The organism is Kribbella turkmenica, assembly GCF_004348725.1.
Classification (GTDB): domain Bacteria; phylum Actinomycetota; class Actinomycetes; order Propionibacteriales; family Kribbellaceae; genus Kribbella; species Kribbella turkmenica.
This window is the reverse complement of the sequence record NZ_SMKR01000085.1, coordinates 1-23,455: the sequence shown is the minus strand read 5'-3', so window position 1 is coordinate 23,455 and position 23,455 is coordinate 1. Positions and strand designations below refer to the sequence as shown.

The window sequence follows — 23,455 nt, the reverse complement described above, 5'->3', positions numbered from 1 at the left end:
GCAGTGTGCACCAGGTGGGGCACCTGATGCGACGGTCGAGCTCACCTGCCTAGGTTCGCCGTACATCCAGCACAGAGGGGGCGGACGACATGACTGTTGCGATCGACAGCGACAAGCTGATGGGACTGGTCTACCAGGCCGTGGGCGAGGCGGGCGCGACCCTGCACGCGGCGCTCGTGGTGATGGGCGACCGACTCGGCTACTACCAGGCACTCGCTGACGACGGCCCCGCCACGCCGGCAGAGCTGGCGGAGCGGACCAGCACCAGTGAGCACTACACCCGCGAATGGCTCAATGCCCAGGCGGCCGGCGGATACGTCGAGTTCGACGCGAGCACCGGCCTGTACACGCTGCCGCCGGAGCAGGCCGTGGCGCTGACGGACCCGAACAATCCGGCGTACCTGCCCGGCCTCTTCCAGCTCGCACTGGGCACCGTGCATCACACCACCCAGACGATCGAGGCTGCGCGCAGCGGCGCGGGCGTCGGGTGGCACGAACACACGTCCGACGTCCACGTCGGGTGCGAGCGGTTCTTCCGGCCGTCGTACAACGCGAACCTGGTGTCCAACTGGCTGCCCGCCCTCGAGGGCGTGGTGGAGAAGCTGGAGCGCGGCGCGAAGGTGGCCGACATCGGCTGCGGGCACGGCTCGTCCACGATCCTGATGGCGGACGCGTTCCCACGGTCGGAGTTCCTCGGCTCGGACTACCACCAGGAGTCGATCGAGACCGCGCGACGGCGGGCGGCCGAGGCCGGAGCCGGCGGGCGGATCCGCTTCGAGGTCGCGCCGGCCACCGGCTTCAGCGGCACGGACTACGACCTCGTCACGACGTTCGACGCCCTGCACGACTTGGGCGATCCGGTCGGCGCGGCCCGCCGGGTGCGGGAGGCGCTGGCGCCGGACGGCACCTGGATGCTGGTCGAGCCGATGGCCGGCGACCGCGTCGAGGACAATCTCAACCCGGTCGGCCGGGTGTACTACGGCTTCTCCACCCTGCTGTGTACGCCGGGATCATTGTCGCAGCCGGTGGGCCTCGCACTGGGGACCCAGGCCGGTCCGGCCCGCATCCGGGACGTCACCACGGCGGCCGGGTTCACCAGGTTCCGCACGGTCGCGCAGACGCCGTTCAACCTGGTGTTCGAGGTACGGCCCTGACCAATGGACCACAAGGGGGCGGGGCGATGACAGGCTTGCGCGGAACGGTGGAGCGTGACGGGGTAACGATCGGCTATGCCGTCCACGGCACCGACGGACCGACGGTGCTGTTGCTGCCGACCTGGTCGATCGTCTCGTCCCGCATGTGGAAGGCGCAGGTCCCGTACCTGTCCCGGCACTACCGGGTGATCACGTTCGACGGCCGCGGCTCCGGCCGCTCCGACCGGCCGGTCGGAGCCGCGGCCTACAACGACTCCGAGTTCGTTGCGGACGCGCTCGCCGTACTGGACGCGACCGGGACCGAGTCCTGCGTGCTGGTCGGCTTCTCGCGAGGCTGCCCGTGGGCGTTGCAGTTGGCGTTGGAGCAACCGGGACGAGTACTGGGGATCGTATGCATCGGCCCGGCGACCAGGCTGGCGCCGAAGCTCGAGGAGCGCACCCACTGGACGTTCAACGAGCGCCACGAGAACACCGACGGCTGGGCGAAGTACAACCGCTACTACTGGGTGGAGGGCGGGTACGACGACTTCCTCGAGTTCTTCTTCGGGAAGCTGTTCAGCGAACCGCACTCCACCAAGCAGATCGAGGACTGCGTCGGGTGGGGTCGTGAGATCGCCCCCGAGCGACTGGTGGACACCGAGGTAGCCCGCCAGGACCACCTGCCGCCGGAACGACTCACGAACGTGTCCTGTCCGGTCCTGGTGATCCACGGCGCGCAGGACGGCATCCGGCCGCATCTGGAGGGTGCACTGCTCGCGGAGGCCACAGGTGGTTCGCTGGTGACCGTGGAGGGCGGCGGACACGCTCCGCACGCGCGCGATCCGGTCATGGTGAACGGTCTGCTGCGCGAGTTCGTCGACCGGGTCGCGCCGCGGCCGGTCCGTCGTACTTGGGTCCGGGCTCTCAGCCGGCCGCGGCGGGCGCTGTACCTGTCGTCACCGATCGGTCTGGGTCACGCCCGCCGGGACCTCGCGATCGCTCGCGAACTGCGCACGCACCATCCGGACCTGCAGCTCGACTGGCTGGCGCAGCACCCGGTGACCCGCGTGCTCGAGGACGCCGGCGAACGGGTTCATCCGGCGTCGTCGTACCTGCACAACGAGTCGGGGCACATCGAGTTCGAGGCGGGTGAGCACGACCTGCACGCGTTCCAGGCGATCCGCCGGATGGACGAGCTCCTGGTGGCGAACTTCCTCACCTTCGCCGACGTGGTGGCGGACACGCCGTACGACCTGGTGATCGGGGACGAGGCCTGGGAGGTGGACTACTTCCTGCACGAGAACCCGGAGCTCAAACGGTTCGCGTACGCCTGGATGACGGACTTCGTCGGCTGGCTGCCGATGCCCGACGGCGGCTCGCGGGAGGCGCGGCTGACCGCCGACTACAACGCCGAGATGATCGAGCAGCGGGCCCGCTTCGCCCGGCTCCGGGACCGCTCGGTCTTCGTCGGCGACCCGGACGACATCGTCGACACCTCCTTCGGTCCCGGACTGCCGGGGATCCGCGAATGGACCGAGCGCACCTTCGACTTCGCCGGCTACGTCACCGGGTTCGTTCCCGAACGCGTCGACCGGACGAGCCTCGGCTATCCCGCGGACGGTCTGCTGTGCGTGGTGACGGTCGGCGGCTCAGGGGTCGGCGGATCCCTGCTGCGGGCGGTTCTCGGCGCGGTCCCGGCCGCGCGGCGCCTGGTCCCCGGGCTGAGCTTCGTCGTCGTCACCGGCCCCCGGATCGATCCCGCCTCGTTGCCTCCGGTGCCCGGCGTGACGCTGCGGGGCTACCTGCCGGACCTGCACCGGCATCTGGCGGCCGCGGACCTCGCCGTCACCCAGGGCGGCCTCACCACCTGCATGGAACTCACCGCCGCCCGCGTCCCGTTCGTCTACGTGCCGTTGCGGCACCACTTCGAGCAGAACTTCCACGTCGCCGCCCGCCTCGACCGGTACCGCGCGGGCCACCGGCTCACGTACGACGAAGCCGCCGACCCCCTGGTCCTCGCGGAGACGATCGCGAAGGCGCTGACCACGCCGACCGACTACCGGCCCGTCGCCACGGACGGCGCCGCCCGGGCCGCAGGGATGCTGGCCGGTCTGCTGTGAGCGCTTGACAGACACTTAACCAACTGGTGAAGTGTCTACGTGCTGACGACGACCTTCGGCGCGCTGGCGGACCCGACCCGGCTGGCGATCGTGACCCGGCTCAGCCGGGGCGAAGCGACCATGGGCGAGCTCGCCGCGCCGCACCGGATGACGCCGCCGGCGATGACCAAGCACGTCGGCGTGCTCGTGGACGCCGGCCTGGTGACCCGGCGGAAGGCCGGCCGGACGGTGGTGTGCACGATCCGGCCGGAGGCGTTCACCGAGGTCGAGGCGTGGCTCGGCGACCTCACGGCGTACTGGAACAGCACGGTCGACCGACTGGAAGAACTGCTGCGAGGAGGCGGGGATGGGACCTGACATCCGGATCGAACGGGTGCTTCCGGCAACCGTTGCGAGGGTGTACGACGCCTGGACCAGGGCGGACCTGCTGACCCGGTGGTACTGCCCGAACCCGGACCTGGAGCTGACGGTCCGGGCCGACGTCCGGGTCGGCGGCGAGTACGTGGTCGAGATGGGCCCGCACGTCGTCCGCGGCACCTATCTCGAGGTCGAACCACCGCACGGGCTCGTCTTCAGCTGGCGGTGGGACGGCACCGACGACGAGCCCACCCGGGTCCAGGTCGAGCTCACCGAGGTGCCCGGGGGCACCCGGATGCTGCTCACGCACAGTGGGTTCGCGACCGACGAGGACTCCGCCAACCACCGCCTCGGCTGGGAGCCCGAGCTCGGCCGGCTGGCCGGCCTGCTGACCGCTCAGCAGGTCCGTTGACAGTCCGGTGAGCGGTCGCCCGCGGTAATCGGGTCGCGGCAGGAGTCACCGTTGGTTAGCGTGGCCCTGTACGCCTGACGGTTTGAAGGAGACGGTATGAGCGACAAGTCCAGCAAGCCGGCGGACGATCTGCAGAAGAAGTTCCGTGAAGCGCTCGAGAAGAAGAACGCCCACCACACCGCACACCCGGGCTCCGGGACACGGCGTGAGGGTGTCGGCGAGGCGCACAACGACAAGCAGAGGCGCCAATTCCGGCGCAAGTCCGGCAGCTGATCCCGCCAACTGTCCATCCATCCGCCTGAGCCCCGGGTCACCGCCCGGGGCTCGACTCATGCGGGGCCGTCGTTCGGCTCCGGCCCGGCAACGTCAGCCGAGGAAAGGGACGCACGTGCTCGTCAGTGGTGAGGCAGTGCTGGGGATCGCTCTCGTCGAGCTCGGCCTGGTGATCGTGCCGGGGCCGAACATGATCTACCTGGTGTCCCGATCGGTCGCCCAGGGCCGCCGCGCCGGCCTGATCTCCCTGGCCGGCGTCGGCATCGGCTTCCTCGTGTACCTGCTCGCGGCCAGCGCCGGCCTGGCCACGCTGTTCGCGCTGGTGCCGGAGATCTACACGACGCTGAAGCTCGCCGGCGCGGCGTACCTGCTCTGGCTCGCCTGGAACGCGTTCCGCCCCGGCGGCAGCTCCGTCTTCGCCACCCAGGAGCTGGAGCCGGACGGGCCGCGGAAACTGTTCGGGATGGGGCTGCTGACCTGCCTGCTGAACCCGAAGATCGCCATCCTCTACATCTCGCTGCTGCCGCAGTTCCTCGACCCGGGGCGCGGTCACCTCGGCACCCAGAGCCTGATCCTCGGCCTGGTCCAGCTCGCGGTCGGCGTCGCGGTGAACGCGATCCTCGTCGTCACCGCCGGCTCGGTCGCCGTCTTCCTCTCCCGCCGCCCGACCTGGATGCGGATCCACCGCTACCTCACCGGGACCGCGCTGGCGGTCTTCGCCGTCCGGCTCGCCACCGACCGCGCCAAGCCGCTCGCCACGCACTGATGGACGACGTGACCGGAGCCGGCGGCTCCGAGATACTGCGGGGCGGGCCGATGCATCCTGGACAGCTCGACGTCACGACCGACCTGGTGACCCGGCTCGTCCGGTCCCAGTTCCCGGCGTGGAGCGACCTGGCCGTCCGGCCGGTCCGCTCGCACGGCACCGTCAACGCGTTGTTCCGGATCGGCGACCACCTCGTCGCCCGGCTGCCGATCCAGCCCACGGACCCGGCCGGGACGCGCAAGGAGCTCGAGGCCGAGGCCGGCGCCGCCCGCCGGCTGCACACGATCTCGCCGTACCCGACTCCGGAGCCGGTCGGGCTCGGCGAACCCGGTGAGGGCTACCCGATGCCCTGGGCGGTCTACAGCTGGCTGCCGGGAACGATCGCGTACGACGCCGACGTCGCCGGCTCGACCGGGTTCGCCGAGGACCTGGCGACGTTCGTCCGTGCGTTGCGGGCGGCACCGACGGAGGGCCGGGTGTTCACCGGCTCCTGGCGCGGCGGCGTACTCACGAGTCAGGACGACTCGGTCGCCGGAGGGCTGGAACGCTCCCGCGAGATGATCGACGTCGACGCTCTCGCCCGGCTGTGGGCCGAGCTGCGGACCACGCCGCGGACGGATCCGGACGTCTGGGCGCATCGCGACCTGATGCCCGGGAACCTGCTCGCCGAGAACCGCCGGCTCGCCGGTGTGATCGACGTCGGCACGTTCGCCGTCGCCGATCCGGCCATGGACCTCGCCCCGGCCTGGAACCTCCTCGACCCCGGCGCCCGTGCCGAGTTCCGTTCGGCCCTCGGCAGCGACGACGACGAGTGGCGCCGCGGGATGGGCTGGTCCTTCGCCCAGGCGATCGGCTGCCTCTGGTACTACGTCGAGACGAACCCGGTCATGTCCCGCACCGCGCACCACACCCTGACGGCTCTGCTCACCGCTTCGAGCTGACGAACACGAACTCCAGCCCCGGCCGATCCGGCGCGTCCCGGACGTCATCCACCGTGAATCCGGCGGTCCGCAGCGATTCCTCGAGCTCCTCGCGTCCCCGGAACCGCAACGTCGAGTCCGACGTCAGTACGGCGCCGTCCGACGAGAACACGTAGCTGCCCCGGAACGACACGAACGGGGGCTCGACGCCGGTCAGCTCGGTCCACGTCTCCACCGTGCCGCCTCCGGGGACCTCGGTGACCTGGTGAGTCTTCTCCCGGGTCCACTCCTCCCACCCCCGCCGCGCCGGGTCCCGCGTCTCGAACACGAATCGCCCGCCCGGTTTCAGCGCCTCGTGCACGCCGGTCAGCGTCGCCGCCCAGTCCTCGTCGGTGAGGAACACCTGCGCCACGTTGCCCGTCATCACCGCCAGGTCGGCCTGAAGCGGTGGCAACGTGGTCGTATCCCCGTGGATCCACCGCACCCGGTCGGCGTACTTCTTGCTCTTGGCAACCTCCAGGGACGCCTCGGCCGGATCCAGGCCGACCACGTCGATCCCGGTCCGTGCCAGCAGGCACGCCAGCTCGCCGGTGCCGCAGCCGACGTCCAGCACCTGCTGAGCGCCGAACTCGCGCACCATCGCGACGTAGTGCCGCAGATCGTCCCGGCCGGCGTCCAGCGCGTCGTAGATCGCGACCAACCGCGGCACCCCGAACAAGGCGTCAACCATGCTCCGACCCTAGGCCGCGCCGCTCCGGGACGGCCACGGATTTACCTCCCGGTGGCGGCGAGAAGCTCTCGGGTATCAGGCAGATATCTCATGACGCGTCCTCTCGGACCCGGACTCGCACAGGACACGGCCTCGGAACGCTGGGGCCCGCGGAGGACGGAAGGAGGCTGTTGTGGCCGAGGCGACGGTGACCGAGGTGATGGCCGAACTGGCCGGGCTCGACGATCCGAAGGTTCGCTCGACCCGACTGGGCACCGCCGAGGCATAGGGTCTCGAGCATGGTAGTGAAGTCGAGACCGCTGAGCCGGACCCTCCTGCATGATCTGCTGGGAGGCGCCGAGGACCCCGGCCCCCTTGACGTCCGGGTCGAGAGTGAGAAGGCGGAGGACGGATACGTACGGAGGCATGTGTCGTATCCGATCAGCTCGGGACGGGCATCGGTCTTCGTCTGTCTCCCCAGCGGGGTGAGCGGCGCGGCCCCGGTCATCTTCTGCCACCACCAGCATGCGGGCCGGTTCGATCTGGGGAAGAGCGAGGTCTGCGGCATCAGTGGCGACCCGGATCAGGCCTATGCAGCCGAGTTGGCGCGGCGCGGCTTTGTCACGGTTGCTCCCGACGCCATCGGGTTCGAGGACAGGAACTGGGCCGACGGCCAGAACATCACCTGGTTCGAGCTGTCATCTCGCCTCGTCGTGGGGCGCAGCCTTCTCGGGGACTGTCTGCGCGAGATCAGCGTGGCCCTCGACTATGCCTCGGCGCTGCCAGAGGCCGATGCTTCCCGCATCGGCTTCATCGGGCACTCGTACGGCGGGAGGATGGCGATGTGGGCGCCGGCGTGGGACCGGCGCATCACCGCGAGCGTGTCGAACTGCGGATGCATCCCCTACCGGGAGTCCTTCACCCGGGATACCGGCTTCCAGGCGGAGTTCGTCGTACCCGGGTTCGCCGCCACCTACGACGTGGAAGACGTACTCGCCGTGGCTGACCACTGTCGGTATCTGATCATGGCCACCGACGACGACCGATGGAGTCGCGGCGCTGAAGACATCCGTAGGAATCTCGATGCCATGGGAGTCGACCAGGTAACGGTCGAGGTTCGGCACGGCCGACACGACTTCCCCGCAACGGCCCGAGACAGCGCCTACGAGTTTCTGGCGAGGGAGCTCACGAAGTCGTGAGCCTCCACAGGTCGGACGGCAACGCGGTCAGACATTGAACCTGAACTCGACGACGTCGCCGTCCTGCATGGTGTAGTCCTTGCCCTCCATGCGGACCTTGCCGGCCGAGCGGGCGGCGGTCATCGAGCCGGCTTGGACCAGGTCGTCGTACGAGACGATCTCGGCCTTGATGAAGCCGCGCTGGAAGTCGGTGTGGATGACGCCGGCGGCCTCGGGGGCGGTGGCGCCGCGCTTGATCGTCCAGGCCCGGGACTCCTTGGGACCCGCCGTCAGGTAGGTCTGCAGGCCCAGCGTGTCGAACCCGACCCGGGCGAGCACGTCGAGACCGGGCTCGTCGATACCCATCTCGGCGAGCATCTCGCGGGCCTCGTCCTCGTCGTCGAGCTCGACCAGCTCCGCCTCGAACTTCGCGTCCAGGAAGATCGCCTCGGCCGGCGCGACCAGGTCCCGCATCTGCTGCTTCAGCGCCTCGTCGGCGAGCTCGTCGGCGTCGCAGTTGAAGACGTACAGGTACGGCTTGGCCGTCATCAGCATCAGTTCGCGGATCGCGTCGCGGTCCACGTCGGTGGCGATGGTCGGTGTCCCGGCCTCGAGGTGCTTCTGCGCGGCCCGGACGGCCTCGAGCGTGACCGCGCTCTCCTTCTTCAGCCGAGCTTCCTTCTCCAGCCGCGGGATCGCCTTCTCGACGGTCTGCAGGTCGGCCAGGATCAGCTCGGTCTGGATGGTGGAGATGTCGTCGGCCGGCGACACCTTGCCGTCGACGTGGGTGACGTCGTCGTCGCGGAAGACCCGGGTGACCTGGCAGATCGCGTCCGACTCGCGGATGTGGCTGAGGAACTTGTTGCCCAGTCCCTCACCCTCGGACGCGCCGCGGACGATCCCGGCGATGTCGACGAACTGCACCGTGGCGGGAATCACCTTCGCGGAGCCGAACAGCTCGGCCAGCTTGCCCAGCCGGGCGTCCGGTACGCCGACGACGCCGACGTTCGGCTCGATCGTCGCGAACGGGTAGTTCGCCGCGAGCACGTTGTTCTTGGTCAGCGCGTTGAAGAGCGTGGACTTGCCCGCGTTGGGGAGCCCGACGATTCCGATGGTGAGTGCCACGGGCGTCAAGGGTACGCGGCGAACCCCGCCGTACCCCAATCCGCGCTGCCCGGTCTCAGATCAGGAACGCCTCCAGGTCCGCGCCGTACCAGCGGCTGGTCGGTCCGAGCGGGCGCATCCCGAGGCGTTGGCAGACCGCCAGCGAGGCGGTGTTGCCGGGGCGGACCACCGCGTAGATCTCGTCCAGACCGCCGTGGAACCCGTGCGCGATCGCGCCGCGCGCCGCCTCGGTCGCGAGCCCCCGGCCCCAGGCGTCGGGATGGAGGTGCCAGCCCACCTCGACCTCGCCCTTGCTCCCGGTCCCGTCGGACGGATCCGGCAGCGGCACCAGCAGCACGGTCCCCGCGACCGTCGCCGTCGACCGCTCCTCGACCGCCCAGACGCCGTACAGCGAGTCCTGGTTGCGGTCGTTCCAGCGCGCGATCGTCCGGGCCGCGGCGTCCCGGGCGGTCATCACCCGCGGCTCGGCGCCGAGCCAGCGCGACACCTCCCAGCGCCGGTAGATGTCGAACACCCGGTCCTCGTCGGTGTCCACCCAGTCGCGCACCACGAGCCGTTCCGTCTCGTAAACCACTCTCGGATCCATCCCGGCACCTCCCCGTCCCTTGCCGTTCATGTATCCGTCCGAACCCGCCGAGAGCAAGCGACGTCTCCACTCTGTGACCAGTTGGACGGTCGCACCAGCCCCAGAACAACCGGATCGCCGGCCTCCGCATCCCGATCGCCGCCAGGTTGCTCGTTCGCGGCATGGACTGCTGACTTCCCGGAAACTGTCGGCGGTCTTCGGCACTATCTGTCACATGACCGGTACGACGGTGTTGTTGCTGCTGCTGTTCCTCCTCGTGGGGTTGCTCCTCGGGGCCGTGTTCGGCGTGCTTTGGGTGCGCGGGCGCGACGGAGCGCAGCTCGCGCGGGTGACGGCCGAGCGGGACGCGGCCGAGGATCGCGTTGTCGAACTCACGCGGGAGCGGACCGCCGTCGGTCAACAGATGTCCGGCCAAGCAGTCGTCAAGGAGGCGCTGGACCGCCTGCACGCTCAGCTCAACCAGTTGGAGCAGGGCCGCGCCGCCTGGCAGAGCCAACTCCATCAGCAGGTCAACGAGGTGCGGATGAGTGGTGAGGCGCTGCGCCGGGAGACGGCGTCGCTCTCGACCGCCTTGCGGAAGCCGCAGGTCCGCGGCCGCTGGGGCGAGTTGCATCTGCGTCGTACCGTCGAGCTGGCCGGGATGGTCGCGCACTGCGACTTTACCGAGCAGACGACGACCGTGGGCGAGGACGGGCTGCTGCGGCCCGACCTGGTGGTGAGACTTGCCGAAGGCAAGAACCTGGTGGTGGACTCGAAGGTCCCGCTGGCCGCCTTTCTGGAGGCGGCCGAGACCGACGACGCCGCCTTCCGTGAGGACCGGCTGCGCGCACACGCCCGGCATCTGCGGACCCACGTCGACCAGCTGGCCGCGAAGGCGTACTGGACGCGGTTGTCGCCGTCACCCGAGTTCGTCATCCTCTTCGTGCCGGGAGAGTCGTTCCTGTCGGCGGCGCTCGACGTCGAGCCGTCCCTGCTCGAGTACGCCGCTGAGCGACGGGTGATCCTGGCGACGCCGACGACCCTCATCGCGACCCTGCGCGCGGCGGCGTTCGCCTGGAACCAGTCCGCGCTGACGGAGTCCGCGCAACAGGTCTTCGAGCTGGGGCGCGAGCTGTACGAACGCCTGAGCACCATGGGCGAGCACCTGGGCCGCGTCGGCCGATCGCTGACGTCGGCGGTCGAGGCGTACAACGGCACGGTCGGGTCGTTCGAGCGCCGGGTGTTCATCACCGCCCGGAAGCTCCGGGACCTGCACGTGACCGAGGCGGAGCTGACCGCCATGGAGTCGATCGAAGCGTCCGTCCGTCCTCTCACCGCGCCGGAGTTCCTGGCCGTGGAGGATCCGAACCCCACGCGCAAGTGGCCGCCGTCCCAGGCCGGCTGAGTTCCCTCGAGCGGTAAACCTCCGCCCGGGTGTCGGAAAGCCGACAGGAGTGGGGTGTTGACAGGGGTGACCGGGTCTCGAAGGATGAGAGCGCTCTCACCCGGTCGTTCGGCGATCCAACCGTCCCTCGCCGATCGGACCTGAGCGCCGGTTCGCGGGGCTGGTGCGCCCTGGTATCGCAGCGGCTCGGCCGTGCCGGCGCCTCGCCTTCTCGTACGGGACAACCTGAGGAGGAACGTTGCGCATCAAACATCACCTGCTGGCGATCGCCGTGACCGCGGCGAGCATCGCCGGCGTCCTGACCGCGACCAACGACAGTCCGGCGGCGGCCGTGCCCGCCACAATCCCGCTGCAGATCACCAACAACTCCGGCCGCGGCGATCCGCTGTACATCTACAACCTGGGCACCAACCTGGCCACCGGGCAGCAGGGCTGGGCCGATGCCGCGGGCAACTTCCACGCCTGGCCCGCCGGCGGCAACCCGCCGACACCCGCGCCGGACGCCTCCATCGCCGGCCCGGCCAACGGCCAGTCGCTCACCATCCGGATGCCGAAGTTCTCCGGCCGGGTGTACTTCTCCTACGGCCAGAAACTCGTCTTCAAGCTGACCACCGGCGGCCTGGTGCAGCCCGCCGTCCAGAACCCGAGCGACCCGAACCGCAACATCCTGTTCAACTGGTCGGAGTACACGCTGAACGACGCGGGGCTGTGGATCAACAGCACCCAGGTCGACATGTTCTCCGCGCCGTACGCCGTCGGTGTCCGGCTCGCCGACGGATCGACCAAGACCACCGGCCACCTCAAGCCCGGCGGCTACAACGGTTTCTACGACTCGCTCCGCGGGCAACCCGGCGGCTGGGCGAACCTGATCCAGACCGCACCGGACGGGTCCGTCCTGCGGGCGCTCTCACCGCTGTACGGCGTCGAGACCGGCGCGCTGCCCGGGAACGCGATGGACGACTACGTGAACCGGGTGTGGGCGAAGTACAGCTCGGAGACCCTGACCGTGACCCCGTTCGGCGACCAGCCGAGCATCAAGTACTACGGCCGTGTCGCCGGCAACACCATGAACTTCACCAACAGCTCGGGCGCGGTCGTCACGTCGTTCCAGAAGCCCGACTCGGCCAGCATCTTCGGCTGCTTCAAGTTGCTCGACGCACCGAACGACCAGGTCCGCGGCCCGATCTCGCGCACGCTGTGCGCCGGGTACAACCGTTCGACGCTGCTGACGAACCCGAACCAGCCCGACCCCGACAACGCCGGCTTCTATCTGGACGGCGTCACCAACCACTACGCCCGCAAGATTCACGCCCAGATGGCCGACGGCAAGGCGTACGCGTTCGCGTTCGACGACGTCGGCAACCACGAGTCGCTCGTGCACGACGGCAACCCGCAGCAGGCGTACCTGACCCTCGACCCCTTCAACTGACCCGGCCCGCCCTGGTCCACCGCACCCGCAGCCTGTACGGCCGCGGGTGCGGTGGACTGCTTTGTGCGGTCTGAGGGGTTGACGTCCCGGTAGGTTAGTGGCAACTTACCGTTCGTGGGGACTTACGGATCGCCTGAGGCCGGGCCGGTGCTGGACGCACTGGGGGACCCGACGCGGCGGGCGATCCTGGAGACGCTGCGGCAGGGCGGGCCGAGCTCGGTCGGCGGACTGGCCGAGCGGATCCCGGTGAGCCGGCCGGCGATCTCACAACATCTGAAGGTGCTCGGGGCGGTGGGTCTGGTGGATCACGAGTCGCGCGGCACGCGGAACATCTATCGCGTCGACCGGACCGGGCTCGACGACCTGCGCGCCTGGCTGGACCGGTTCTGGGACGACGCCCTCGAGGCGTACGCCGGCCACGTCCGGCGGACCGAGGCGGCGACAGCCGGCGAGGAAGTGGAGGAACGGGGATGAGCGTGGACCAGGAACTTGCGCCGTTGGTGAAGACGGTCGTCGTGCCGGTCGGGCCGGACCGGGCGTTCGCGGTGTTCACCGCCGAGATGTCCGCGTGGTGGCCGTTGGCGACGCATTCGGTCGCCCAGGAGAAGGCCCGCGAGGTGCGGCTCGAGGGTGCTGTCGGCGGACGGATCGTCGAGTACGACGAGGACGGCGAAGTGGGGTCGTGGGGCACGGTGTCCGACTGGGATCCGCCGACATCGGTCGGTTTCACCTGGCATCCGGGAACGGATCCCCAGCAGGCGGGACACGTGACGGTCACGTTCACCGCGGTCGCCGGTGGCACCGAGGTGCAGCTGGTGCACACCGGCTGGGAACGCCGCCCTGACGGCGCGAGGGCCCGCGCCGGCTACACCGCGGGCTGGGACTACGTTCTCGCGCACTACGTGACCGGCAGTTGGTGACCGGCTCGGCGCAGGCTCGGGAGACGTGCACTAGTGATGGACGAGGCCGCCGATCGGGACTGGTAGGACGTACCCGGGTGGCCGGGAGGTCTCGAGCCGGGGCTGGGATGGTCAGATGGTCCAGGCGTGGTCCGACGTACCGGTGGTGGGCAGTCCGGCCGCCTTGAGGTCGCTGCGGAGCTCCCGGGGCAGGGCGAACGTCAGGCTCTCCTCGGCCGTGGTGATCTCCTCGACCTCGGCGTACCCACGCTCGGCCAGCCAGCGCAGGACGTCGCGGACCAGCACCTCCGGCACACTGGCGCCACTGCTGACACCGACCGAGTCGACGCCTTCCAGCCAGGCCTCGTCGATCTCGGCGGCGTAGTCGACCAGGTAGCCGGCCTTGGCGCCGTGCTCGACCGCGACCTCGACCAGGCGAACCGAGTTCGAGGAGTTGCGGGAGCCGACCACGATCATCAGGTCGGCCTCGGGAGCGAGCTTCTTGACCGCGGCCTGGCGGTTCTGGGTCGCGTAGCAGATGTCGTCGCTCGGCGGGTCCTGCAGGTTCGGGAACCGCTCGCGCAGCCGGCGGACCGTCTCCATCGTCTCGTCGACCGACAGTGTGGTCTGGGACAGCCAGACCACCTTCTCCGGGTCACGGACCGTCACGTTCGGTACGTCGCCGGGGCCGTCGACGAGGTGGACGTGCTCCGGCGCCTCACCGCTGGTCCCGATGACCTCCTCGTGGCCCTCGTGGCCGATCAGCAGGATGTCGTAGTCGGTGGCGGCGAACCGCTTCGCCTCGTGGTGCACCTTGGTGACCAGCGGGCAGGTCGCGTCGATTGTCTTCAGCTGTCGCGCGGCCGCCTCCTGGTGCACCACCGGGGCGACGCCGTGGGCGGAGAAGATCACCGTCTCACCCTCGGGTACCTCGTCGGTCTCGTCGACGAAGATCGCGCCGCGCGCCTGCAGGGTCTGCACCACGTGCTTGTTGTGCACGATCTCCTTGCGCACATACACGGGCGGGCCGTACAGGTCGAGCGCCTTCTCGACCGCCACGACGGCCCGGTCCACGCCGGCGCAGTACCCACGTGGCGCAGCGAGCAGCACCCGCTTGGTCCTCACCGCGGTCGTCGTAGGCGTGTTCTCAGGCTGGGCAGTCACGTCCCCCATGGTACGGGCCGGATGGCACAGGGCCCGAGTCGCCCGGATTTGTGACCAGCGTCACCGCGCGGTGGTACCAGGGGCCGGGATCGAACCGGCGGCCTCACCCTTATGAGGGGTGCGCGCTGCCCACTGCGCCACCCTGGCACAGACGTTGCCCAGGGCAATTGATGGACGTCGAGGAGCCGTCCGCCCTGTCCGGACGGCTCCTCCGGGAGGTGTTTCCAGTACCTCAATCATGAGGCCGGAACTCCTTACCGGCAAAGGAATATCCGTACCCGCGGATCGTCGCGAAGTCCGCGTCGCCGAGCCCGATCCCCGGATCCACGGCGTACACCACCTGACGGTCGCCGAAACCAGCCTGATCATCACGCCCCACCTCGTCGTCCACCCACACGAACGGACGATCCCCCACCCACTCGGCGACGTACGGCGTCTTCCACGACCCCCGCAGTACGGGCGTTCGTGACGGCCAGACGATCACCGGCAACTCAGGGAGACCGAGACGCGGTCCGAGCAGCCGGTTCGCTCCGTGCTCCCACGAGGTCGCCCAGACCAGGTCGAACACCTCGGCGAGGGAGTTCAGTTCCACGCCGTGCCGCGGGTTCAGCAGCACCTGCCAGGTCTTGGTGCCCTCGACGATCTCGTGCCGGCTGTAGCCGGGCGGAATTTCCTTGGCCCGATGGGGATTCAGCGGGCCGTCGAAGTCGAGCAGCAGAAGTGGGCGCATCAGGCCATCCAGTAGGTGAGTATCCGTCCTCCTGCCGGAGTTCCCGGGTTTTCGCCACGGGTCGGTGGCTACGAGCTCGACTCTTGGATCCGGGCGTTCCGTCAGCGTGCGGGAGAAGACAGAGGTGCGCAGGCGCGGGTAGCTGTTCGTGTGGCCGAGCGCCTTGCCCAGCTCCCACCTCTCCCGGCCCATCAGGACAGTGTCGAAGACCTTGTTGGGCGCGTCGAGCCGAGCACAAACCACTCCAGTCAGAGTACTCTGATCGTAGTGATCTGATTGGGGAGTTCGATGCGCGCCAATCCGGAACGCCGGACCGCGCTCGTGGACGCGGCGATCGAGGTACTTGCCGCGGACGGCGCGCGCGGGCTGACGTTCCGCTCGGTCGACGTCACGGCCGGCGTGCCGAACGGGACGACGTCGAACTACTTCTCCAGCCGGGACGATCTGCTGCTCCAGTCCGGCCTGCGCGTCCACGACCGCCTCGGCGCCGACTCGGCGCACCTGGGCCAGCCGCCGTCCCCCGAGTTCCTCACCTCGCTCCCGCAACTGCTGCGGGACCGGCTGACGAGGGATCGCGCCGGCTACCTCGCGCTCCTCGAGCTCCGGCTGGAGGCCACCCGCCGGCCGGCACTCCAGGAGGCGCTCGCCGAACGAGTACGGGCGAACCTGGACGAGAACATCCGGCTCCACCGGGAGCACGGGCTTCCGGGCGACCCGCTGTTGTTCTACCTGACCATCGGTGGCTTCATGCTCGAGCAGTTGACGCTCCCCGGCGTACTGCCTGACGGGCTGCTGGAAAAGGTCGTCGAGCATGGCGTCCGAGGGTTTGTCGGCGGCGGGCCGTAGGGTCTGGGGGTGGCTTTGGAGACCTCGCCGGATGCGCCCGCGGCCGTTCGCACGATCGCGAACGGTATCGCCAGCTGGATCAACCAGCTCGGCGCGGTCTGGGTCGAGGGCCAGCTGACCGACGTGTCGATCGGGCGCGGGACGACGACCGTGTTCGGCACGCTGCGCGACACCGACGCGGACATCTCGCTGCGGTTCACCTGCAACCGCCGGGTGTTCGAGGCGGTCGACCCGCCGGTCACCGACGGGTCGCGGGTGGTGGTGAACGCGAAACCCAACTTCTTCGCCCGCCGCGGCACGCTCGCGCTCGCCGTGAACGAGATCCGCCACGTCGGCATCGGTGAGCTGCTGGCGCGGATCGAGCGGCTCAAGCAGCTTCTCTCGGCGGAGGGGCTGTTCGCGTCGTACCGGAAGAAGGCGTTGCCGTTCCTGCCGCACACGATCGGGCTGATCTGCGGGCGGGACTCGGCCGCCGAACGCGACGTCCTGGAGAACGCGAAGCGGCGGTGGCCGGCGGTGGCCTTCCGGGTCGAGTACGCGTCGGTCCAGGGACCCGCGGCGGCCGGCGAGGTGATGACGGCGCTGCGGAAGCTGGATGCGGACGAGTCGGTCGAGGTGATCGTGATCGCGCGCGGCGGCGGGTCGCTGGAAGACCTGCTGCCCTTCTCCGACGAGGGCCTGATCCGGGCGGTGTCGCAGGCGCGGACGCCGGTGGTGAGCGCGATCGGGCACGAGCCGGACTCGCCGCTGCTCGACCTGGTCGCGGATCTGCGGGCGTCGACGCCGACGGACGCGGCCAAGCGGATCGTGCCCGACGTGCGCGAGGAGCTGGACGGCGTCCGGCTGCTGCGGGAGCGCGGCCTGCGAGCGATCACCAGCTGGCTGGAGCGGGAGACGCACGCCCTGGCGGCGATTCGCAGCCGGCCGTCGCTCGCGGCGCCGGTGACGGATCTGCAGCGGCGGTCGGACGAGGTCGCGGCGCTCGTCGAGCGGAGCCGGCGGACGCTGACGCACCGGCTCGACCGGGCCAGTGACGACATCGCCCACCGGTTGGCGAGCGTACGGGCGTTGTCCCCGAAGGCGACGCTGGAGCGCGGATACTCGGTGCTGCAGCTGGCCGACGGGACCGCCGTCCGGGAAGTGGCGCAGGTGGCTGCCGGCGACCTGCTGCAGGCGCGCGTCAGCGACGGCCGATTCGCTGTCGAAGTCAAGACCGAGGAGAACACGTGAGCGGCGACCGTCCGGAGATGTCCTACGAGCAGGCCCGGGAGGAGCTCGTCGAGGTGGTCCGCAAACTCGAGGCCGGCGGCACCTCGCTCGAGGAGTCCCTCGCCCTCTGGGAACGCGGCGAGGAACTCGCCGCCACCTGCCAACGCTGGCTCGACGGCGCCCGCGAGCGCCTCGCCAAAGCCCAGGCCGCCCACGACCGCAAACCCAACTGATCCTCGACGTCTCTCGGTCAGCCTTTGACGGCGCCGTGGGTGAAGCCGGCGATGAAACGTTCGAGGAAGAGGTTGAAGATCAGGGCGATCGGGACCGCGACCAGGATGGTGGCAGCCTGCAGGGACTGCCAGAAGAAGACGTCACCGCGGACCAGAGCAGTGGGTACGCCGGTGCTGATCGGCTTTTCCCCCGACGGTGAGACGAACGCCAGCGCGTAGATGAACTCGCTAGCGGTCAGGGTGAACGCGAACACCACGACGGCCACCACGCCCGGGAACATCAGCGGTACGACGATCCGGACGAAGGCACCGAGCCGGCTGTACCCGTCGACCATCGCCTGTTCCTCGATGTCCTTCGGAATCGATCGCAGGAAACCCATCAGCAGCCAGACCGAGACCGGGATCGTGATGGTCGGGTAGACGAGCACCAGCGACCAGGTGCGGTCCTGCAGACCCGCGGCCACGACCACCCGCGACAGCGACAGGAACAGCAAGGTCGGCGGCACCAGGTAGACGAAGAAGATCGCGATCGCCATCGGCCCCGACCAGGGACGGTCGAGCCGGGCCAAGCTGTACGCCGCCGGGAGCCCGAGGCCGAGCGTGATCGCGGTGACCAGCAGGCCGACCCACAGCGTGTTCCACACAAAGGTCGGGAAATCCGTGCTGTTGAACAGATAGCTGACGTGCTCGCTGGTGGGGGTCAGGTTGAACAGGAACGGGTTGTTGCTGCGCCGGTAGAGGTCCCGGTTCTCCTTGAACGCGGTGATCCCCGCCCAGATGAAGGGCCCGGCCGCACCGAGTGCCGCCAGCACGGCCAGCAGGTAGACGGCGACCCGGGACGCGCGATGATGCCGGCGCGCCCGGCGCCGCAAGTGCTCGATGTCGGTCCTGCTCATGAGACGTCCATCCGGCGGACGGCGCGCAGGATTGCGATCGCCGCGGCCAGCAGCAGCGGGAACAGGAACAACGCGATCGCCGCACCCTGGCCGACGTCCCCGCCCTCGATCCCGCGGAAGAACGCCCAGCTCGCCAGCACCTGGGTGGAGTTGGTCGGACCGCCCCTGGTCAGCACGTAGACGACCGCCATGTCGGTGAAGGTCAGGATCGCCCCGAACAGCGCCGCCACCGCGATGATCGGCATCGTCAGCGGGATGGTGATCTCGAACATCCGCCGCCAGAACCCGGCGCCGTCGACCGAGGCCGCCTCCTGGACGTCCTTCGGGATGGCCACCAGGCCGGCCATCATGATCACCGCGGCGAGCGGGACCAGCCGCCAGACGTGTACCACGATGACCGAGCCGATCGCGAGATCCGGCTTGCCCAGCCAGTACATGTTCGCTTCGATCACCCCGAGCTCGCGCAGCACCCAGTCGATCGGCGAGAACACCGAGTCGAGCAGCCACAGCCAGGCGATCGTGGACAGCGCCACCGGCGTGGTCCAGGGCAGCAGGACCAGGAAGCGAACCAGCCACTTGCCCCGGAAGTCGGCGATCAGGATGTTCGCGAGCACCTTCCCGAGTACGACGATCAGTGCCATCGAGACGACCGTGAAGACGATGGTGTTCCGCAGCGACCGCCAGAACACCGGGTCGTCGAAGACGTTCTGGTAGTTGCGCAGTCCGGCCCAGTCGAAACTCGGGTCCCCGGCGGTGACATCGCTGAAGCTGAACGCGATCGCCAGGAAGAACGGGATCGCGACCAGCGCGACGATGTACCCGATGGACGGCAGCAGGAACACCCAGGCGAGGAGGCGGTCGCGGTCGGCGAAGCGTCGCCGTACCCGCAGGTCGACCGGCGCCGGGGCCTGCGGCGGTACGGCGTCGCCCTGGCCGGAACCGCGGGGTGGGGACAGCGATCGCTCGGTCATGACCCGGTCCGCACCGACACGGGATCGGTGCGTTCCCCGCTGCCGGCATCGAAGAATCGGAGCCGGTCCGCGTGCACCGCGAACTGGTGTTCCCCCCCGGACTCGACCGCCGCGGTCACAGTCGCCGGCAGCCGGGCGATCACTCTCGTCTCGGCGCCGAGACCACGCACCGTGCCGTACAGGTGCCGATCGCCGGACAGGTGCTCGACCCGGTCGACCTGGAACGGCACCACCAGCCGATCGTCTCCGTGCACCAGCTTCTCCGGCAGCAGGTGCTCGGGCCGGAAGCCCACCAGTACGCCGTCCCGCGGCACGAGGTTCATCGGCGGCGACCCCAGGAATGTGGCGACGAAGGTATCGGCCGGGTCGTCGTACACCTCGACCGGTGGGCCGAGCTGGCGGATCCGGCCGGCGTACATGACCGCGATCCGGTCGCCGAGGCCCATCGCCTCGACCTGGTCGTGGGTGACGTAGATCGTCGTGGTCCGGACCCGGCGCTGGAACCGCTTGAGCTCGTCGCGCGCACTCGCCCGCAGCTTCGCGTCGAGGTTGGACAGCGGCTCGTCGAGCAGGAAGACGCTCGGCTCCCGGACCAGCGCCCGGGCCAGCGCGACCCGTTGCCGTTCACCGCCGGACAGCTGGCGCGGCCGCCGGTCGAGCAGCGCCCCGATGCCCAGCAACTCGGCCGCCCACTCGGTCTTGGCCGCCCACTCCGCCTTGTCGATCCCCTGCGCCTTGAGCGGGAAGACGATGTTGGCGCGGACGGTCTTGTGCGGGTACAGCGCGTAACTCTGGAACACCATGGCGACCCGGCGGGCCCGGGGCGGCAGTTCGTTCACCACGTGCCCGCCGATCCGGACCTCACCGTCGGTCGGTTGCTCGAGGCCCGCGATGGTCCGCAGCAGCGTGGTCTTCCCACAGCCCGACGGCCCCAGCAGCACGAGGTACTCGCCCTCGGCGGTGGCCAGGTCCACGCCGTCGACCGCGTTGACCCGGCCGTGTGCCCTGCGACGGCGGGCCCGCCCGCCCTCGAACACCTTGCGCAGCCCACGCACCTCGACGACAGCCACGCGATCTCACCTACACTCCGCCGACCAGACCGCGCCGGCGCCACTTGTCGAAGATGGGCCTGATCTGCCGCTCGGCGTCGGCGACCGCCTGCTCGGGACTCAGCTCCCCGCGTGCCGCCTTGGCGAACATGTTGGGAATGACGAAGGTCGCGAACACCTCGCCGACGGCCGTGTTCGCCGGCCCCGGGTGGCCGATGTTCGTGCTCCACTCGATCGCGTTCTTGAGCACCCCCAGCTTGTTCTCCGGCTTCGCGCCGAACGGGTCCCGGTCGAGCCAGCCGTTGAGCTGCGGCACCAGCCGGGGGAACGCCGGCAGGTCGTAGAGCTTCGAGTGGTACGTCGCCGACGGCCAGTTGGCCGTGTAGTGCAGCAGGAACTCCTTGGCCGCGTCGACGTTGCGCGCATGGTTCGGGACGATCCAGTTGTACATCACGTGCTGCGCCGCGAGCGAGGTCTTCGGGCCCTTCAGCGCCGGGGTGAAATAGATGTCGTCGGCGACTTCCGGGTTGGCTTCCTGGGCGGTGCGCCAGGCCGAGATCGAGTTCAGGATGTACGACATCTGGCCGGCGATCAGCCCCTGGTTGTTGGACGCCGGGTTCCAGGAGAAGACCTCGTTCGTCATCGTGTCCTTGAACAGGCGCTGCATGAACTCCACCGCGGCGACCGTCTCGGGCGAGTTGATCACCACCTCCTCGTCCTCGTTCTGGATCGAGGCGCCGTACGACCACATCAGAGCCCGGCCGGCCATGTTCGAGTCGATCTCCTGGGACATGCCCAGGCCCATCTGGATGTTCTTGGACTTCTTGATCTCGGCACCGCCACGGAGCAGGTCCTCCCAGGACGTCGGACCGTCGGGCAGCCCGACCGACTCCCACAGACTCTTGCGGTAGTCACCGGGGTCGGGCACCCAGCCCGGCGAGTAGGCGTAGTGCTTGCCGGTGGCGGGGTTCTGGCTGGACTTGACGCACAGCTCCAACTGCTCGCCGAACCGGTTGGCCGCTTCCTCGGCCACGTCCTTCAGGTCGACCACGCTCGGCTCGAACTGCGACAGCGGCGCGATGTACTGGATCAGGTCATGACCCTGCCGGGCCTGGATCTCGGCCGCCGTCCGGGCCACGATCTCGGTGTTGTTGATGTGGTCGACGGTGACGTTGACGCCGACCTCCTTGCCCCAGTTCTTCGCGAACTGGTCGAACCACTTGTCGTGGCTCGGCACGAAGTGGCTCCAGAGCAGGATCCGCAGGTCGCCGGACAACTTCGACGCCGGCGTGGACATGGTCGGGCTGGGCGCGGGCACGGTCGCCTCCGGCGGCCCCGCGTCGTCTCCGGCGTCACCACAGGCCGCGGCCGTAGTTGCCACGGCGGTCAGCCACAACAGGCTCCGGCGAGAGATCCGAGTCTGTTCGTCCATCGCGCACCTCCAGCGCGAGACTCTTCCGCCCAGCCTGTTCTCGGAAATCTTGACTAGTCAACTTCTCGCGGGTCGCAAAAGGGTCTCGGCGGCGACACGGAGGCCGGTCTTGAGGCGATCCAGCTCGAATCCGGCGCCGCGGAGGGCGTGGTGGAGGTCGGCGGCCAGCGGAGCGAGGAGAGCGTGGGCGGTGTAGTCGGCGTCCAGGTCGGAACGGGCCTGTTCGACGAGGAGCGCCAGGTGGCGGTGCCAGAGACGGTAGGAGCCGATCCGGTAGCGGGCGCCCTCGGAGGCGTTCTCGCTGTCGACGAACAACTCGACGTGCCGGTCGAGCAGATCGAGATAGGCGTCCAGGAACGCCGTCACCCGGTCGACGGCGGGAGCGCCGGGTCCTAGCGGCGGCGGGCCGGTGAGGATCTTGGCCTGGAGTTCCTGCTCGCGTTCGTCGAGCAGCGCGACCGACAACCCGGCCCGGTCGCCGAAGCGGCGGAACACCGTGCCCTTGCCGACGCCGGCCTCGGCGGCGATCGCGTCCAGCGAGACGTTCCGGACGCCGTGCTCGGCGAACAGCCGCTCAGCCGCCTCCAGCACCCGCAGCCGGTTCCTGCGCGCGTCCGCCCGTTCGGGACGCGCTTGTCCCACGACCGGTAGATCGCGTTGCGAAGCGGACCGTGGTCCGATATGGTCGTTCATAAGACGGACTGTAGTCCGCTAACGACTTCGGAGGAAGCATGAGCAACAACCCCGCCCGGATCGCGATCGCGTTCCACTCCGGGTACGGCCACACCGCCAGGCAGGCCGAGGCGGTGGCAGCCGGCGCGGCGAGCGTCCCCGGGGCGGTCGCCGACCTGGTCCCGCTCGACGAGCTGACCGAGGACGTCTGGGCGCGGCTCGCCGCCGCGGACGCGATCGTCTTCGGCGCCCCGACGTACATGGGCAGCCCGAGCTGGGTGTTCAAGAGGTTCGCCGAGGAGAGTGTGCGGGCCTGGGCCGACAACCTGGCCTGGCGGGACAAGATCGCCGCCGGGTTCACCAACTCGAAGGCGATGTCCGGCGACAAGCTGAACAGCCTGGTCGACCTGGCCGTGTTCGCCGCGCAGCACGGGATGATCTGGGTCGGCCTGGACATCTACCCCGGCTGGGCGGAGAGCACCGCGAGCATCGAGGACCTCAACCGGCTCGGCAGCTGGCTCGGCGCGATGGCGCAGTCCGACGCCGACCTGTCCGCGGAGAAGGCTCCGCCGGCCACGGACCTGCGGACCGCGGAGGCCCTCGGCGTGCGCGTCGCGGTGGTGACGCTGCGGCACCTGCGCGGAGCTCTGGCGGCCTGATGGCGTGGCTGGTGCTGCTCGCCGCGGCCGCGTTCGAGATCGCGTTCGCACTCAGCCTCAAACCGAGCGAAGGCTTCAGCCGGCTCTGGCCGACCGTCGGCGTACTGGTCTTCGGCGTCATCTCGGTCGTCCTGCTGGCCAAGACCCTGGACCGCCTTCCGGTCGGTACGGCGTACGCGGTGTGGACCGGTCTGGGGTCGATCGGCGTGGTCGGCCTGGGCATCCTGCTGTTCGGCGAGCCGGTCACCCCGGCCCGCCTGGCCTGCATCACCCTGATCGTCACCGGGGTCGTCGGACTCCGGC

The 23,455-nt window shown here is 69.5% G+C and carries 27 protein-coding genes and 1 tRNA gene; 17 read left to right on the top strand and 11 right to left on the bottom strand.

Features of this window, described 5'->3' with window-relative positions:
* Positions 1-89 precede the first annotated feature (89 nt).
* The 7 genes from E1218_RS19975 to E1218_RS19950 all read left to right on the top strand — a co-directional run bounded on the left by E1218_RS19975 (position 90) and on the right by E1218_RS19950 (position 6,002).
* A complete protein-coding gene (locus tag E1218_RS19975) occupies positions 90-1,154 on the top strand; it encodes a class I SAM-dependent methyltransferase (RefSeq protein ID WP_132322335.1) in 1,065 nt (354 codons plus the stop codon).
* A gap of 26 nt (positions 1,155-1,180) precedes the next feature.
* Positions 1,181-3,253: an alpha/beta hydrolase gene (locus E1218_RS19970; RefSeq protein ID WP_132322333.1), complete on the top strand. Its 2,073-nt coding sequence runs from the start codon at positions 1,181-1,183 to the stop codon at positions 3,251-3,253.
* Between the two features lie 39 nt (positions 3,254-3,292).
* Positions 3,293-3,610, top strand: a complete 318-nt coding sequence (locus E1218_RS19965) for an ArsR/SmtB family transcription factor (RefSeq protein ID WP_132322331.1) — start codon at positions 3,293-3,295, stop codon at positions 3,608-3,610.
* A complete protein-coding gene (locus E1218_RS19960) occupies positions 3,600-4,022 on the top strand; it encodes an SRPBCC family protein (RefSeq protein WP_132322329.1) in 423 nt (140 codons plus the stop codon). The genes E1218_RS19965 and E1218_RS19960 overlap by 11 nt, the downstream gene beginning before the upstream one ends.
* A gap of 96 nt (positions 4,023-4,118) precedes the next feature.
* Positions 4,119-4,295 (top strand): DUF5302 domain-containing protein, encoded by a 177-nt coding sequence (locus tag E1218_RS36175; RefSeq protein WP_165949345.1) that lies wholly within the window; start codon positions 4,119-4,121, stop codon positions 4,293-4,295.
* 115 nt (positions 4,296-4,410) lie between these two features.
* On the top strand, positions 4,411-5,061 hold the full coding sequence (locus E1218_RS19955) for a LysE family translocator (protein ID WP_202866105.1): 651 nt from the start codon (positions 4,411-4,413) through the stop codon (positions 5,059-5,061).
* Positions 5,061-6,002: an aminoglycoside phosphotransferase family protein gene (locus tag E1218_RS19950; RefSeq protein WP_202866104.1), complete on the top strand. Its 942-nt coding sequence runs from the start codon at positions 5,061-5,063 to the stop codon at positions 6,000-6,002. The genes E1218_RS19955 and E1218_RS19950 overlap by 1 nt, the downstream gene beginning before the upstream one ends.
* On the opposite strand, the gene E1218_RS19945 is transcribed toward E1218_RS19950, so the two are convergent.
* Complete coding sequence (locus tag E1218_RS19945) at positions 5,986-6,711, bottom strand: class I SAM-dependent methyltransferase (RefSeq protein ID WP_132322325.1); 726 nt, start codon at positions 6,709-6,711, stop codon at positions 5,986-5,988. The two genes, E1218_RS19950 and E1218_RS19945, sit on opposite strands and share 17 nt — an antisense overlap.
* A gap of 278 nt (positions 6,712-6,989) precedes the next feature.
* On the opposite strand from E1218_RS19945, the gene E1218_RS19940 reads away from it, so the two are divergent.
* On the top strand, positions 6,990-7,889 hold the full coding sequence (locus tag E1218_RS19940) for a dienelactone hydrolase family protein (protein WP_132322323.1): 900 nt from the start codon (positions 6,990-6,992) through the stop codon (positions 7,887-7,889).
* Between the two features lie 27 nt (positions 7,890-7,916).
* Here E1218_RS19940 and ychF read toward each other — a convergent pair whose 3' ends face one another.
* Positions 7,917-8,993 (bottom strand): redox-regulated ATPase YchF, encoded by a 1,077-nt coding sequence (gene ychF, locus E1218_RS19935; RefSeq protein ID WP_132322321.1) that lies wholly within the window; start codon positions 8,991-8,993, stop codon positions 7,917-7,919.
* Positions 8,994-9,048: 55 nt separating this feature from the next.
* Positions 9,049-9,579, bottom strand: a complete 531-nt coding sequence (locus tag E1218_RS19930; protein ID WP_132322319.1) for a GNAT family N-acetyltransferase — start codon at positions 9,577-9,579, stop codon at positions 9,049-9,051.
* Positions 9,580-9,793: 214 nt separating this feature from the next.
* Between E1218_RS19930 and E1218_RS19925 the strand changes: the two genes are divergently transcribed.
* The 4 genes from E1218_RS19925 to E1218_RS19910 all read left to right on the top strand — a co-directional run bounded on the left by E1218_RS19925 (position 9,794) and on the right by E1218_RS19910 (position 13,312).
* Positions 9,794-10,963: a DNA recombination protein RmuC gene (locus E1218_RS19925; protein ID WP_132322317.1), complete on the top strand. Its 1,170-nt coding sequence runs from the start codon at positions 9,794-9,796 to the stop codon at positions 10,961-10,963.
* A gap of 238 nt (positions 10,964-11,201) precedes the next feature.
* Positions 11,202-12,392 carry a glycoside hydrolase family 64 protein gene (locus E1218_RS19920; protein ID WP_132322315.1) on the top strand — a complete coding sequence of 397 codons (1,191 nt, stop codon included), beginning with the start codon at positions 11,202-11,204 and terminating at the stop codon, positions 12,390-12,392.
* 114 nt (positions 12,393-12,506) lie between these two features.
* Positions 12,507-12,866, top strand: coding sequence for an ArsR/SmtB family transcription factor (locus E1218_RS19915; protein ID WP_132322313.1), 360 nt, complete (start codon positions 12,507-12,509; stop codon positions 12,864-12,866).
* A complete protein-coding gene (locus E1218_RS19910) occupies positions 12,863-13,312 on the top strand; it encodes an SRPBCC domain-containing protein (protein ID WP_132322311.1) in 450 nt (149 codons plus the stop codon). Before E1218_RS19915 ends, E1218_RS19910 begins: the two co-directional genes overlap by 4 nt.
* A gap of 111 nt (positions 13,313-13,423) precedes the next feature.
* Here E1218_RS19910 and E1218_RS19905 read toward each other — a convergent pair whose 3' ends face one another.
* From E1218_RS19905 to E1218_RS19895, 3 genes are all read right to left on the bottom strand, one after another.
* Positions 13,424-14,464 (bottom strand): 4-hydroxy-3-methylbut-2-enyl diphosphate reductase, encoded by a 1,041-nt coding sequence (locus E1218_RS19905; protein WP_132322309.1) that lies wholly within the window; start codon positions 14,462-14,464, stop codon positions 13,424-13,426.
* A gap of 62 nt (positions 14,465-14,526) precedes the next feature.
* A tRNA-Met gene (locus E1218_RS19900) sits at positions 14,527-14,602 on the bottom strand.
* Between the two features lie 85 nt (positions 14,603-14,687).
* A complete protein-coding gene (locus tag E1218_RS19895) occupies positions 14,688-15,185 on the bottom strand; it encodes an HAD domain-containing protein (RefSeq protein ID WP_202866103.1) in 498 nt (165 codons plus the stop codon).
* 288 nt (positions 15,186-15,473) lie between these two features.
* Between E1218_RS19895 and E1218_RS19890 the strand changes: the two genes are divergently transcribed.
* The 3 genes from E1218_RS19890 to E1218_RS19880 are packed head-to-tail and all read left to right on the top strand — an operon-like array spanning position 15,474 to position 17,473.
* A complete protein-coding gene (locus E1218_RS19890) occupies positions 15,474-16,031 on the top strand; it encodes a TetR/AcrR family transcriptional regulator (protein WP_132322307.1) in 558 nt (185 codons plus the stop codon).
* Positions 16,032-16,040: 9 nt separating this feature from the next.
* Positions 16,041-17,261, top strand: a complete 1,221-nt coding sequence (gene xseA, locus E1218_RS19885; protein WP_132322305.1) for an exodeoxyribonuclease VII large subunit — start codon at positions 16,041-16,043, stop codon at positions 17,259-17,261.
* A gap of 17 nt (positions 17,262-17,278) precedes the next feature.
* Positions 17,279-17,473 (top strand): exodeoxyribonuclease VII small subunit, encoded by a 195-nt coding sequence (locus E1218_RS19880; RefSeq protein ID WP_132322349.1) that lies wholly within the window; start codon positions 17,279-17,281, stop codon positions 17,471-17,473.
* 17 nt (positions 17,474-17,490) lie between these two features.
* Here the strand turns inward: E1218_RS19880 and E1218_RS19875 are convergent, their stop codons facing one another.
* From E1218_RS19875 to E1218_RS19855, 5 genes are read right to left on the bottom strand one after another with little or no spacing between them, the layout of a single operon-like run.
* Positions 17,491-18,369, bottom strand: coding sequence for a carbohydrate ABC transporter permease (locus tag E1218_RS19875; protein WP_132322303.1), 879 nt, complete (start codon positions 18,367-18,369; stop codon positions 17,491-17,493).
* Entirely contained in the window at positions 18,366-19,340 is a 975-nt protein-coding gene (locus tag E1218_RS19870; RefSeq protein WP_132322301.1) for a carbohydrate ABC transporter permease, read from the bottom strand. The genes E1218_RS19875 and E1218_RS19870 overlap by 4 nt, the downstream gene beginning before the upstream one ends.
* Positions 19,337-20,410, bottom strand: a complete 1,074-nt coding sequence (locus tag E1218_RS19865; protein ID WP_132322299.1) for an ABC transporter ATP-binding protein — start codon at positions 20,408-20,410, stop codon at positions 19,337-19,339. Before E1218_RS19865 ends, E1218_RS19870 begins: the two co-directional genes overlap by 4 nt.
* A 10-nt stretch (positions 20,411-20,420) precedes the next feature.
* Positions 20,421-21,821 (bottom strand): ABC transporter substrate-binding protein, encoded by a 1,401-nt coding sequence (locus E1218_RS19860; protein ID WP_132322297.1) that lies wholly within the window; start codon positions 21,819-21,821, stop codon positions 20,421-20,423.
* Between the two features lie 57 nt (positions 21,822-21,878).
* Positions 21,879-22,463 (bottom strand): TetR/AcrR family transcriptional regulator, encoded by a 585-nt coding sequence (locus E1218_RS19855; RefSeq protein ID WP_233712336.1) that lies wholly within the window; start codon positions 22,461-22,463, stop codon positions 21,879-21,881.
* An 89-nt stretch (positions 22,464-22,552) separates the two neighbouring features.
* Here E1218_RS19855 and E1218_RS19850 point away from each other — a divergent pair, with 89 nt between their 5' ends.
* Positions 22,553-23,152, top strand: coding sequence for a flavodoxin family protein (locus E1218_RS19850; protein ID WP_132322293.1), 600 nt, complete (start codon positions 22,553-22,555; stop codon positions 23,150-23,152).
* Positions 23,152-23,455, top strand: a 304-nt coding sequence (locus tag E1218_RS19845; protein ID WP_132322291.1) for a DMT family transporter, incomplete at its 3' end; no start/stop codon positions are given. The genes E1218_RS19850 and E1218_RS19845, both read left to right, overlap by 1 nt.